This is a genomic window from Terrabacter sp. Root181 (assembly GCF_001428505.1).
In the GTDB taxonomy this organism is placed as follows: Bacteria; Actinomycetota; Actinomycetes; order Actinomycetales; family Dermatophilaceae; genus Terrabacter.
The window spans coordinates 535,621-547,553 of record NZ_LMHU01000005.1 but is presented as its reverse complement, the minus strand read 5'-3'; the positions used below and the strand labels follow the sequence as shown (position 1 = coordinate 547,553).

Sequence of the window (11,933 nt, the reverse complement as noted above, 5' to 3'; positions counted from 1 at the left end):
GACCTCCATGTCCGAGATCATCGCCGCCATCGACGAGGGCGCGGCCAACGACTTCCTCGACACCGTCGTCGCCGGGCTCGGCCCGCAGTCGACGAGCGGCTCGTCCAGCCTCGGGCCCTTCGCGGTCAGCTACTCCGTGAGCGGCACCCTGAGCAACGGCTCCGTCGACCTCATCCCGCCGGACACCATCCGGATCGCCGACCTGCGCCTCGACTGGAGTGCGAGCGCCACGCTGTCGCTCGACCTCGGCGACTTCCTCCCCGAGATCCACATCCCCCAGGTCTGCATCGACATCCCGTGCGTCGGGACCGTCTGCACGCCGCGGATCGACATCACGTGGCCCACGGTCTCGGTGCCCGTGTCGTTCGGTGACTTCGTGCGGGCCACGGTCGACCTCGGGCTGTCCGTCGCGCTCGTCGGCGGTATGTGGAAGGTCGAGGGCATCGTCCAGGGCGTGCCGAGCCTGGCCTTCGGGCCCGGGACCGCCGCGATCGTCGCCGGCATCGGGCTGGCCGTCGCGGCGGCCGTCGCCTGGGTGCCGCTCATCGGCCCGTTCCTCGCCGGTCTCGCCATCGCCGTCACCGCCGCCATCGGGATCGCCGGGCTCACCGGCTGGCTCGGGCCGATCATCACGCCGTTCATCTCGGGCACCCGCTTCCCGATCTACGACCAGCCCGAGTGGTTCGAGGTGCTGCCGGCGACGTCGGCGATCGACCCGGCCGTCTCGGTCCACATCGACGCCATCGGCGCCGAGGTCCAGCACAACGCGCCCGAGGACGAGCTCGTCCTCAGCGCCGACATCAGCGCCTGAGGAGGGCACGACCATGAGCGACCACTTCGACAGCAGGGCGCTGCGGCAGACCGACTGCTACGGGCAGCGGTTCATGAAGCCCGGCACCTACGCCTACGCGATCGGCCACGCCGGCACCGCCGCCATGGCCCAGGACCACCCGTACGTCGTCGTCGTCGAGGGTGACTCACCCAAGCGCGGCGAGATGGCCCAGACGCTCGTCACCGTGCGGGCCGAGGGCAAGGCCTTCGTGCCGGACGTCGAGAAGGTGACCGTCAACGCCGGCGACATGGTCATGTGGCACTGCCCCGACCCGCACGCCCGACCCTTCGCCGTCTCGGGCGAGAAGGACTTCTTCTCGAGCGACCGCCTCGTCAACGAGTCGGGCTACTCCCACGCCTTCACGTGCACCGGGACCTACGAGTGGGCCGACGCCCACGGCTCCGGCGCCACGGGCGTCGTGCGCGTCTCGGCGCCGGACTCGAGCTCGGACGAGGGCATCCGGGCCTGGCAGAGCCAGCAGCGGCAGGGCGTCCTCGTCATGGTCAAGGACGGCCAGGCGGAGCCCCCCGAGGTCGACGTCGTGCTCGGCCAGACGGTATTCTTCGCCGTCGTCGCCGGTCCCGGCATCTCGGTCACCGACACGGCCGTCATCGAGGCCGAGCGGCCCGTGCCGGGGATCGCCTTCTACCGCAAGCCCACCCGCGGGAAGGACGCCGTAGCCTGACCGGGTGACCGCGACCCCGACGCCCGCCATCGCCCAGGACCTCGCGCCGACGGGCGTCCTGCGCGCCTCGATCAACCTCGGCAACCCCGTGCTCGCCCAGGGCACGCCGGACGCACCCAGCGGGGTGACCGTCGACCTCGCGTATGCCGTCGGGGAGCGGCTCGGCGTGCCCGTCGAGCTGGTCTGCTTCGACGCGGCGCGCCGGTCGTTCGAGGCCATGGCGACGGGCGAGGCCGACCTGTGCTTCCTCGCCGTCGACCCGGCCCGGGCGACTGAGGTCGCCTTCACGGCGCCCTACGTCGTCATCGAGGGTGTCTACGTCGTGCCCGTCGACTCCCCCGTGCGGTCGGTCGCCGACGTCGACCGCGGCGGCGTCCGGGTCGGGGTCAAGCACGGCTCGGCCTACGACCTCTTCCTCACCCGCACGCTGGCGCACGCAAGCATCGTGCGCGGTGACGAGGGCGTCGACGTCTTCGCCGCCGAGGGCCTCGAGGTCGGTGCCGGCATCCGGGAGCCCGTCACCGCCTTCGCCGCCGGCCGTGACGACGTGAGGGTCGTCGACGAGGCGTTCATGCAGATCGAGCAGGCCGTCGGCACGACGCGGACGCGTGCGGCCGACACCGTCGCGTTCCTGCACGAGCTCGTCGAGGAGCTGAAGGCGAGCGGCTTCGTCGCCGACGCCTTGGCGCGGTCGGGGCAGTCGGGCGCCGCGGTCGCGCCGCCTGCCTGACGGCATACGACGGGCGCGGCGGACGGCATACGACACCGTGGAGGTTCGCACCCCCGCACAGGGGTGCGAACCTCCACGGTCCGGTCGGGCTCAGCCGACCCGGCCCACGGTCCGAGCGGTGATGCCGAAGGCGGTCAGCTCCTCAGCGGTGAGCAGGCGCGAGCGGATGAGGAACCGCACGCCCTCGGGCGCCTCGACGGAGAAGCCGCTCCCGCGACCCCTCACGACGTCGACGGTGAGGTGCGTGTGCTTCCAGTACTCGTACTGCGACACCGACATCCAGAAGCCGACCGGTGCTTCGACCCCGTCGACGGCGAGGTCGGCCAGGTGCACGTCGGCCTCGCTCGTGATGAAGTCGCCGGCCGGGAAGCACATGGGAGAGCTGCCGTCGCAGCAGCCACCCGACTGGTGGAACATCAGCGGACCGTGGATCCCGGTGAGGCGACGGAGCAGGTCCGCCGCCTCACCGGTGAGGTCGACCCGGCTGGGGGAAGCCGTTGGCTCACCGGGTGCGACCGTCTCTGGGGGCGTGTGGGCCACGGGGGCCGACCCGCTCAGAAGAACCCGAGCGCGTCGGGCGAGTAGGAGACGAGAAGGTTCTTCGTCTGCTGGTAGTGGTCGAGCATCATCTTGTGGTTCTCGCGGCCGATGCCCGACTGCTTGTAGCCACCGAACGCGGCGTGCGCCGGGTACTGGTGGTAGCAGTTCGTCCAGACGCGACCGGCCTTGATGCCACGGCCCATCCGGTACGCGCGTGACCCGTCGCGGGTCCACACCCCGGCGCCGAGGCCGTAGAGCGTGTCGTTGGCGATGGAGAGGGCGTCGGCCTCGTCGTCGAAGCTCGTGAGCGAGACGACCGGGCCGAAGATCTCCTCCTGGAAGATCCGCATCGAGTTGTCGCCCTCGAAGATGGTCGGCGCGACGTAGTAGCCCTCGGCGAGGTCGCCGTCGAGCACGTTGCGCTCACCGCCGGTGAGGATCTTCGCGCCCTCCTGCCTTCCGATGTCCATGTAGGACAGGACCTTCTCGAGCTGGTCGTTGCTCGCCTGGGCGCCCATCGTCGTGGCGGTGTCGAGCGGGTTGCCCTGCACGATCTTCTCGACGCGGGCCACGGCGTCGGGCACGAAGTCGCTGTAGATCGAGCTCTGCACGAGCGCGCGCGACGGACACGTGCAGACCTCGCCCTGGTTGAGGGCAAACATCGTGAAACCCTCGAGAGCCTTGTCGTAGAAGGCATCCCGCTCCTGCGCGACGTCCTCGAAGAAGACGTTGGGGCTTTTGCCGCCGAGCTCGAGCGTGACGGGGATGATGTTCTGCGAGGCGTACTGCATGATGAGGCGACCGGTCGTCGTCTCGCCGGTGAAGGCGATCTTGGCGATGCGCGGGCTGCTGGCGAGCGGCTTGCCGGCCTCGACGCCGAAGCCGTTGACGACGTTGAGCACGCCCGGGGGGAGCAGGTCCCCGACGAGCTCGACCACCTTGAGGATCGACCACGGGGTCTGCTCTGCCGGCTTGAGCACGACGCAGTTGCCGGCGGCCAGGGCCGGGGCGAGCTTCCACACGGCCATGAGGATCGGGAAGTTCCAGGGGATGATCTGGCCGACGACGCCGAGCGGCTCGTGGAAGTGGTAGGCAACGGTGTTCTCGTCGATCTCGCTGCTCGAACCCTCTTGTCCTCGAAGGACGCCCGCGAAGTAGCGGAAGTGGTCGACAGCGAGCGGGAGGTCGGCGGCGAGGGTCTCACGGACGGCCTTGCCGTTCTCCCACGTCTCGGCGACGGCGAGCGCCTCGAGGTTGGCCTCGATGCGGTCGGCGATCCGGTTGAGGATGAGCGAGCGCTCCCCGAGGCTGGTGCGGCCCCAGGCGGGGGCGGCGGCGTGCGCTGCGTCGAGCGCGGCCTCGATGTCCTCCTCGGTGCCCCGGGCGACCTCGCAGAACGGCTTGCCGTTGACCGGCGAGATGTTCTCGAACCAGAGGCCCTTCTTCGGGTCGACCCAGTTGCCGCCGATGAAGTGGCCGTAGCGGTCGAGGACGGTGACGAGCGAGTCGGGCGAGCCGGGCGGTGCGTAGACGGTCATGGTTGATCTCCCAACATCCTTGGTGGTGCCCCTCCCAGGGGTTGGCGTGACCGTAGGCAGGGCAACGTTGCAACCACGTTGCGTGCCGTGTGCGGGGTGGCGACGTCACGGCATACGCCCGGTTTGTGGCCCCTCGACGGGTGGGGGGCGGCGCGACGTGGCCTCTCGACGGGGGAGGCGGGGCGCGACGTGGCCTCTCGACGGTTGCTTGAAACGTCGAGGGGCCAGCTGTGGCCGGGTCTCAACCGTCGAGAGGCCACCAACCCGGGCGGGTCAGGCGGGGCCGAGCTCGCGGTCGAGGCGGTGGATCTGGTTCTGGACGAGCGGCATGAGCGCCGACCCGGGGCCGAGGACGTGCGCCTGCGCCTGCCACATCTCGTAGTCGTCGGCCCCGGACGCCGAGCGCGTCCAGGCCGACATGAGGTCGGCCCGACCGCTCCCGATGACCGCGCGGCGCAGGTCGCCCTCGACGCTCGCGCGCAGGCGGACCACCCCCGGCGCCGTCGACCGCGGCAGGAGCGGCCCGCGGTAGGCGCGCATCGCGCTCGCGACGTCACCGGCCGCCAGGTGCGCCTCTACCCCGAGCCAGTCCCCGGAGAGCTCGGCGACGAGCCGGTACGGGCGTGATGCGAGCAGGTCCTCACCGAGCAGGCTGCGCAGCCGGCCCATCTCGACCCGGAGCGTCGAGGCGCTGCTGTCCTCCTCGTAGAGCAGGACGGCGAGCTCGTCGCCCGAGAGCCCGCGCGGCGCCGAGGCGAGCAGGAGCAGGATCTCGCTGTGGCGCGGACTGAGGCGGACGGTTCGGCGGTGGCCCCTGCCGTCGTCGACGGTGAGGAGGGTGTCGTTGCGGCCGAGCGACTCCATGAGCACCGAGAGCCCGCGCGCGGTCCCCTCGGGCTGGGCGCCCCGGCCGCTCACGAGCAGCTCGCGCGCCAGCTCGGACTCGGCCATCCGCGCGGCCGCCCGCACCATGGCCATGGTCTGCGGCACGACGATGTCGTCGCCACCGGTGATGTCGAGGACCCCGAGGACGGACTGGTCGGCCGGGTCGTGGATCGTCGTCGCCGCGCAGCTCCAGCGCTGGACGGAGTGCCGGAAGTGCTCGGCCCCGATGACGTTGACGGACTGGTCGAGGCGCAGGGCCATCCCCGGTGCGTTGGTGCCGGCGAGGCGCTCGTCCCAGTTGCTGCCCTCGACGAAGCCGATCGACTCGGCACGACGGAGCACGCTCGGCGTCCCACACACCCACAGCAGCTGGCCCGAGGCATCCGAGACGGCCATGACGGCGTCACAGTCGCGCGCCGCCTGGCCGAGCACGTCGTCGAGCAACGGGAAGACGCGCGCCAAGGGGTGCGCCTCGCGGTGGTCGCGCAGCGCGTCCGCGGGCAGCGTGATCGGCGCGTCGACGGTGTCGACCTGGACGCCGGCCGCGGCGGACCGCAGCCACGAGTCGGCGACGTGTGCGCGGACCCCGCTGCTCTCGGACTCGGGGTGCGCGTCGACGGGCATGGGCCGATTGTGCACACACTTCCGCCCAGGGCGACAGGACTGCGCGCAATCCCACAACGTCGAGCGCGCCCGGCAGGTTGGACAGAAGGGGTGGTCAAGCAGCCGATTCAGGCGCACCATGAAGGAACCCGCGCAGGATCTTTGATGGAAGTCCGAGGAGCGACGATGTCTCGACGAGCCCCCTTCGTGCCCGACGGCGTGCCCGTGTTGTCCCGCGGCCGCCACCGCAGCTCGCGCAAGGGCGCGTGCTTCATGGAGATGGCCTCGTTCCTGGCCGGCGAGCGCTGGAGCGACCACCCGGAGTGCACCCACCCGGTGCTGGCGACCCTCGCGCGCTGCGTCAACGACATGCTCGACGAGACGCACCGCCAGCGTCTGGTCACGATGATCCCCGAGGTCGTCGGCCTCAACCCGGACGACCCGCGGGTCACGACGGCGCTCGTGCTGACGACGGCCCGGGCCGCGCTGCCCGTCGCCGCTGAGGAGCGGCAGAACGTCATGGCCCTCGCCATCCTCAACGCCGAGGGCATCCTCGCCGAGCAGGACGGTCGATCCCCCGGGCAGCTGTCCAAGGCCTCACGGGCCGCCCTCACCGCCGCGCCGGCGGCGGAGCGGTGGGCACGAATCCACCTGGCACGCATGGGCTTCAACACCGCAGCCGTCCGCCCGGCGAACGCCGCCAAGGTCGTCGCCCTGGCCGTGGACGGCATCGCCCGCGCCTGCGTCGACGACCCCGAGGAGCGCCTCGTCAAGCTCCTGCGCGACGGCATCGACGTCGTGGCCACCTTCGCACCCCTGGCGCCCGAGCCGGTGCCCGTCGCCTGGGCAGCCCCTCCGCCCACACCCGTCGCGACGGACCGCGCCCGACAGGTCGGGACGTACGCACGCTGACCACCTCGGTGGCATCCTGATCCGGCCCCGGCGTCCGACGCCGGGGCCGATCCGCGCCCCCGGCCCCCGGCCGCCGGCCGCCGACACCCGACCGCCGACACCCGACCGCGGCAGTCACCAGCCCTACTCCCGGGAGGACACAGCCGTGTATGCCGCTCACGAGCCCTACGAGACCGGCATCCTCCCCACCGACGACGGTCACGAGGTGCACTGGGAGCAGTCCGGCCGGCCCGACGGGACGCCGCTCCTCGTCGTGCACGGCGGTCCGGGGTCGGGGGCCTCGCCGTGGTGGACGCAGTTCTGCGACCCCGAGCGCTACCGCGTCGTGCTCGTCGACCAGCGCGGCGCCGGCCGAAGCCGACCGCACGCCGGTGACACGCGGGCCGCGTTGCAGCACAACACGACCGGCCACCTCATCGGCGACTTCGAGCGGCTCCGTGAGCACCTCGGCATCGAGTCCTGGGTCCTCTTGGGCGGGTCATGGGGCTCGACGCTCTCCCTCGCGTATGCCGTCGAGCACCCCGAGCGGGTCAGCGCGCTCGTGCTGTGGGCCGTGGTCACCACGCGCCGCCACGAGGTCGAGTGGCTGACCCACACGATGGGCGCGGTCTACCCCGCCGAGTTCGACGCCCTGCTCGCGTCGCTGCCCGCGGAGGCGGACCGGGCCAACGTGCCGCTGGCCGTGAACCGGCTGCTCCTCGACGACGACCCGCTCGTGGCCGACGCAGCCGCGCGCGCCTGGTGCGCGTGGGAGGACCGCATCGCGACCCTCTCGGGGCCGGTGCGGCCGAGCCCGCGGTACGCGGACCCGCGCTTCCGGCTGGGCTTCGCGAGGCTCGTCACGCACTACTTCGGTCACCACGCCTTCCTGTCGGACGACGCCATCACGGGCCGCCTCGACCGGATCGCGGGCGTCCCCGCCGTGCTCGTGCGCGGCCGGCTCGACATCGCCTCTCCCCTGCGGGTCGCCCACGAGCTGGCGCAGGCCCTGCCGCTCGCCGAGCTGCACGTGGTCGAGGACGACCTGCACGGACCGGGGAGCGAGGGCGAGCGGATCCTCGTCGCGGCCCTCGACCGCTTCGCCGGCCCCCCGCCCCCCCCCCCCCCCGGCGCGCGGTCCGGCACCGCGCCGGACGGCATACGGCACATGGCAGTGGCCACGTCCGAGGTCGGACGTGGCCACTGGAGTCGTCGCGGTCACGCGACGGTCCGCTGCCGTCAGCGGGTCTCGCGGAAGTCGACGTGCTCGCGCGCGACGGGGTCGAACTTGCGCAGCACCAGGCGGTCGGGGTTACTGCGACGGTTCTTGCGCGTCACGTAGGCGTAGCCGGTGCCGGCGGTCGAACGCAGGGTGACGACGGGGCGCAGGTCGGTGCGCTTGGCCATGGGGGCTCCTTCGGTCTCGGGGTCACGAGTTTCCGCAACCGTAATGAGAACCATTCTCGACGGTGCTACATTCCCTCCACGGCCGAGTCAGTCCGGCCGGGGCACGCCAGAGGCCCCCGCGTCCGACGCGGGGGCCTCTGGGCGGACGACGGGTCGGGTCAGGCGAGACCCGCGCTGGCGAGCCACGTCTTGGCGACCTCGTTGGTGTCCTTCTTGTCGACGACGACCTGCTTGACCATGTCGGCCAGCGACGTCGTGTCGAGCTTGGCCGAGACCGCGTTGAGGGCGGCCTTGACGCTGTCGGCCTTCTCGGACCGGACGAGCGGCACGACGTTGTCGGAGCCGAAGAGGCTCGCCGGGTCGTCGAGCACGACGAAGCCGTTGGCCGAGATCGACGGGTCGGTGCTGAAGATGTTGGCCGCCTTGACCTGGCCGTTCTTCAGGGCCTCGACCGTCGCCTGGCTCTGCAGCGGGCGGAACTCCTTGGGCGTGATGTTGTAGACCGACTTGAGGCCGACGAGGCCCTGCTGGCGGGTCTTGAACTCCGGCGGGGCGCCGATGGTGAGCTCGGCCTGGTGCGCGGCGAGGTCGGGGATCGCCTTGAGCGACCACTGGCTCGCGGTGTCCTTGGTGACGGCGAGGGAGTTCTTGTCCTCGGCCGCGGACTTGTCGAGCACCGTGAGGCCCTGCGGCACGACCTTCTGGAGGGCGGAGTAGACCTCGTCGGGCTGGGTGACCTTGGCGTTCTTGTCGTAGAAGTTGAGCAGCGAGCCGGTGTACTCGGCGAGGACGTCGACCTCGCCGCCGGTGATGGCCTTGAGGTAGGTCTCGCGGCTGCCGATGTTGAACTGGCGGGTGACCGTCATGCCCTTGGCCTCGAGCGCCTGGGCGTAGATCTCGCCGAGCAGGGCGGCCTCGGGGAAGTCGGCTGAGCCGATCTTGACCGAGCCGGCGGCGCCGGTCGATCCCCCGGTCGAGCCGGCTCCGGCGCTCGTGGCCGGGGCGAGCGGGTCGCTACCGCCCCCGCAGGCGGCGAGCGGCACGACGGCGGCGAGGAGCAGGCCCGCGGCCAGGAAGCGCGTGCGTGTCATGTTCGGTCCCTTTCGGATGGGGTGCCCGTGGTGGCGGTCGCCTGCACGGGGCCGGTGCTGCCGGAGCCCACGAGCGCGGCCTGCCGCGGGTCGGGGTCCGAGCGGTCTGCACCGTCGGAGTCTGGTTCGGGGTGGGGATCGGAGTTTCGTGCGCGTGAACGGGCAACACGCGCGGCCCGCCCGCTGATTCCCGGTGAGACGGCCCTCTTCTCGAGCAGGGCCAGGAGGCCGTCGGCGACGAGCGCGAGGGCGGCGACGAGGATCGACCCGCAGACCATCTGGACGTAGTCGCGCGAGGCGAGCCCGTCGATGAGGTAGCGGCCGAGACCTCCGAGGCTGACGGAGGCCGCGATGGTGGCGGTGGCGATGACCTGAAGGGTGGCGCTGCGCAGGCCGCTGAGGAAGAGCGGCAGCGCACACGGCGCCTCGACCTTGGTCAGCACCTGCCAACCCGTCATGCCCATCCCGCGGGCCGCGTCGCGCGCGGCGGGCTCGACGCTGTCGATGCCGGCATACGTGCCCGACAGCAGCGGTGGGATCGCGAGCAGCACGAGGACGGTGATGCTCGGGATGACGAAGGCGAGGTCGCTCTGGATGAGGGGCCCGACGAACATCGACACGGCGAAGAGCAGGCCGAGGGTCGGCACGGCGCGGGCGGCGTTGGCGCCGGTCACGAGCCAGCGCAGGCGCCCGGAGTGGCCCACCCAGGCGCCGAGCGGCACAGCGACGACGAGCGCGATGAGCAGCGTCAGCCCGGTGTAGAGCAGGTGCTCGAGCACGCGGTTGGGCACGCCGTCGGTGCCCTGCCAGTTGGCCGGGTCGGTGAACCAGCCCCAGATCGCCGAGAAGCTCATGCGGCCACCACCCTCGTCCAGGGGGTGAGGAAACGCGAGACGACCTGGATGACGAGGTCGAAGACGAGCGCGAGCAGCAGGCACGCGACGATGCCGACCCAGACCTCGGTCGGGAAGGAGCGCGCGTAGCCGTCGGTGAGGAAGTAGCCGAGCTGCGAGATGCCGATGAGCGAGGCGACGCTGACGATGCTGACGTTGCTCACCGCCGCGACGCGCAGGCCGGCCGCGATGACGGGCACCGCGAGCGGGAGGTCGACGGCGCGGAACCGGGCGAACGACCCGTAGCCCATGGCGATGGCGGCCTGACGCGTGGACCCGTCGACCGAGGAGAGGCCGTCGGCGACGGTGCGGGTCAGCAGCGCGACGGTGTAGACGGTCATGGCGACGATGACGTTGACGGGGTCGAGGATCTTCGTGCCGAGCAGCGGTGGCAGGAGGATGAAGAGCGCGAGCGACGGAATCGTGTAGAGCAGGCCCGTCGTCGTGAGGAGCACGGCGCGCAGCCTGGGCCGGCGCGCGGCGAGCCAGCCGAGCGGCAGGGCGATGACGAGGCCGAGCACGAGCGGCAGCCCGGCGAGCCAGGCGTGCTGGCCGGCGCGGAACATGATGTCGCCGATGTGGTCGAGGGCCCAGGTCACCGGGCGGTCGCCTCCTCGGCCGGGCGGTCGGCGGCCGAGGTCGTGGCACCGGTGCCAGCACCTGACGGGGCGGCGGCGCCCGACGAGGCGGCGTCGCGCCGGGCCTCGATCGCGGGGATCACCTCGGCGGCCCGGATGGTGCCGACGAGACGGCCGTCCGCGTCGGCCACGACGCCGCGTCCGCTGGGCGAGGACAGGGCCGCGTCGAGCAGCGCCCGCAGCGACCCGGTGGTCGAGGCCACGGTGCCGCCGCGGTGCAGCACGGAGCGCGTCACCTCGGACTCGACGGCGGCCGCACGGACCCAGCCGAGCGGCTCGCCCGCGTCGCCGACGCACAGCACCCAGGGTGTACCAATCGCACGGACCTCGTCGGCACCGGCCCCGAGACGCACCGTGGGCTCGTCGGTGAGCGAGAGCTCGGGAGCCGCGGCGAAGGAGAGGGCGCGGTAGCCGCGGTCGCGACCGACGAAGCCGGCGACGAAGTCGTCGACGGGGTCGGCGAGGAGCTTGGCCGGCGAGTCGAGCTGCGCGAGAACGCCGCCCACGCGCAGCACCGCCACCTGGTCGCCGAGCTTGACGGCCTCGTCGATGTCGTGGGTGACGAAGAGGATCGTCTTGCCGAGGTCGGACTGGAGGCGGAGGAACTCGTTCTGGAGCTGCTCGCGCACCACGGGGTCGACGGCCGAGAACGGCTCGTCCATGAGCATGACGGGAGGGTCTGCCGCAAGCGCCCGGGCCACGCCGACGCGCTGCTGCTGGCCGCCGGAGAGCTGGGCGGGGTAGCGCTTCGCCATGGCCGGGTCGAGGCCGACGCGCTCGATGAGCTCCATCGCGCGCGACCGCGCGGTGCGCTTGTCGGTGCCGAGCAGGCGCGGCACGGTGGCGACGTTGTCGAGGACGGTGCGGTGCGGGAACAGCCCGGCGTGCTGGATGACGTAGCCGATGCCGCGACGCAGCTCGGCGACGTCGAGCGAGGCCGTGTCGCGCCCATTGATGGAGATGGTGCCGGAGGTCGGCGTGATCATCCGGTTGACCATCCGCAGGGTCGTCGTCTTGCCACAGCCCGAGGGCCCGACCAGGACGGTGATCTTGCCGGTCGGGGCCTCGAGGGTCAGGTCGTCGACGGCGACCGACCCGGCTCCCCCGTCGGTGCCGGACGCATCGGCATAGCGCTTGGTCACGCCCTCGAAGCGGATCATGCTCCTCAACGTACCCGTCTGCGCCGACCGCACCTCGGAC

At 71.9% G+C, this 11,933-nt stretch carries 12 protein-coding genes and 1 pseudogene; 5 read left to right on the top strand and 8 right to left on the bottom strand.

The features are described from left to right. Positions 1–7: 7 nt before the first annotated feature. From ASD90_RS11425 to ASD90_RS11415, 3 genes are read left to right on the top strand one after another with little or no spacing between them, the layout of a single operon-like run. Positions 8–811 (top strand): hypothetical protein, encoded by an 804-nt coding sequence (locus ASD90_RS11425; RefSeq protein WP_056756055.1) that lies wholly within the window; start codon positions 8–10, stop codon positions 809–811. 13 nt (positions 812–824) lie between these two features. Next, positions 825–1,517 carry a hypothetical protein gene (locus ASD90_RS11420; protein WP_056756052.1) on the top strand — a complete coding sequence of 231 codons (693 nt, stop codon included), beginning with the start codon at positions 825–827 and terminating at the stop codon, positions 1,515–1,517. A gap of 4 nt (positions 1,518–1,521) precedes the next feature. Next, the gene (locus ASD90_RS11415; protein ID WP_056756049.1) at positions 1,522–2,247 is read left to right on the top strand and encodes a transporter substrate-binding domain-containing protein; all 726 of its coding nucleotides are present in this window, start codon (positions 1,522–1,524) and stop codon (positions 2,245–2,247) included. Between the two features lie 90 nt (positions 2,248–2,337). Here the strand turns inward: ASD90_RS11415 and ASD90_RS11410 are convergent, their stop codons facing one another. The 3 genes from ASD90_RS11410 to ASD90_RS11400 form a co-directional block, all read right to left on the bottom strand. Further along, positions 2,338–2,787 (bottom strand): DUF779 domain-containing protein, encoded by a 450-nt coding sequence (locus ASD90_RS11410; RefSeq protein ID WP_056756048.1) that lies wholly within the window; start codon positions 2,785–2,787, stop codon positions 2,338–2,340. Positions 2,788–2,801: 14 nt separating this feature from the next. Further along, a complete protein-coding gene (locus ASD90_RS11405) occupies positions 2,802–4,325 on the bottom strand; it encodes an aldehyde dehydrogenase family protein (RefSeq protein WP_056756044.1) in 1,524 nt (507 codons plus the stop codon). 273 nt (positions 4,326–4,598) lie between these two features. Then, the gene (locus tag ASD90_RS11400; RefSeq protein WP_056756041.1) at positions 4,599–5,834 is read right to left on the bottom strand and encodes a GAF domain-containing protein; all 1,236 of its coding nucleotides are present in this window, start codon (positions 5,832–5,834) and stop codon (positions 4,599–4,601) included. A 165-nt stretch (positions 5,835–5,999) separates the two neighbouring features. Between ASD90_RS11400 and ASD90_RS11395 the strand changes: the two genes are divergently transcribed. Further along, complete coding sequence (locus tag ASD90_RS11395; RefSeq protein ID WP_056756038.1) at positions 6,000–6,725, top strand: hypothetical protein; 726 nt, start codon at positions 6,000–6,002, stop codon at positions 6,723–6,725. A gap of 145 nt (positions 6,726–6,870) precedes the next feature. After that, positions 6,871–7,746 (top strand): annotated as a pseudogene (gene pip, locus ASD90_RS11390) (prolyl aminopeptidase); the annotation flags it as partial. A 197-nt stretch (positions 7,747–7,943) separates the two neighbouring features. On the opposite strand, the gene rpmG reads toward pip, so the two are convergent. From rpmG to ASD90_RS11370, 5 genes are all read right to left on the bottom strand, one after another. Then, positions 7,944–8,111: a 50S ribosomal protein L33 gene (rpmG, locus tag ASD90_RS24320; protein ID WP_057585977.1), complete on the bottom strand. Its 168-nt coding sequence runs from the start codon at positions 8,109–8,111 to the stop codon at positions 7,944–7,946. Between the two features lie 158 nt (positions 8,112–8,269). Further along, a complete protein-coding gene (locus ASD90_RS11385; protein WP_056756035.1) occupies positions 8,270–9,202 on the bottom strand; it encodes an ABC transporter substrate-binding protein in 933 nt (310 codons plus the stop codon). Then, positions 9,199–10,056, bottom strand: coding sequence for an ABC transporter permease (locus ASD90_RS11380; RefSeq protein WP_056756033.1), 858 nt, complete (start codon positions 10,054–10,056; stop codon positions 9,199–9,201). Before ASD90_RS11380 ends, ASD90_RS11385 begins: the two co-directional genes overlap by 4 nt. Continuing rightward, a complete protein-coding gene (locus ASD90_RS11375) occupies positions 10,053–10,694 on the bottom strand; it encodes an ABC transporter permease (RefSeq protein WP_056756030.1) in 642 nt (213 codons plus the stop codon). The genes ASD90_RS11380 and ASD90_RS11375 overlap by 4 nt, the downstream gene beginning before the upstream one ends. Further along, on the bottom strand, positions 10,691–11,893 hold the full coding sequence (locus ASD90_RS11370; RefSeq protein WP_082588647.1) for an ABC transporter ATP-binding protein: 1,203 nt from the start codon (positions 11,891–11,893) through the stop codon (positions 10,691–10,693). Before ASD90_RS11370 ends, ASD90_RS11375 begins: the two co-directional genes overlap by 4 nt. Between the last annotated feature and the right edge of the window lie 40 nt (positions 11,894–11,933).

Bases quoted from the DNA above. Each gene is read 5' to 3' on its own strand.
- ASD90_RS11425 (WP_056756055.1), top strand. From the start codon at position 8: ATGTCCGAGATCATCGCCGCCATCGACGAGGGCGCGGCCAACGACTTC.
- ASD90_RS11420 (WP_056756052.1), top strand. From the start codon at position 825: ATGAGCGACCACTTCGACAGCAGGGCGCTGCGGCAGACCGACTGCTAC.
- ASD90_RS11405 (WP_056756044.1), bottom strand. From the start codon at position 4,325: ATGACCGTCTACGCACCGCCCGGCTCGCCCGACTCGCTCGTCACCGTC.
- ASD90_RS11400 (WP_056756041.1), bottom strand. From the start codon at position 5,834: ATGCCCGTCGACGCGCACCCCGAGTCCGAGAGCAGCGGGGTCCGCGCA.
- ASD90_RS11395 (WP_056756038.1), top strand. From the start codon at position 6,000: ATGTCTCGACGAGCCCCCTTCGTGCCCGACGGCGTGCCCGTGTTGTCC.
- rpmG (WP_057585977.1), bottom strand. From the start codon at position 8,111: ATGGCCAAGCGCACCGACCTGCGCCCCGTCGTCACCCTGCGTTCGACC.
- ASD90_RS11385 (WP_056756035.1), bottom strand. From the start codon at position 9,202: ATGACACGCACGCGCTTCCTGGCCGCGGGCCTGCTCCTCGCCGCCGTC.
- ASD90_RS11380 (WP_056756033.1), bottom strand. From the start codon at position 10,056: ATGAGCTTCTCGGCGATCTGGGGCTGGTTCACCGACCCGGCCAACTGG.
- ASD90_RS11370 (WP_082588647.1), bottom strand. From the start codon at position 11,893: ATGATCCGCTTCGAGGGCGTGACCAAGCGCTATGCCGATGCGTCCGGC.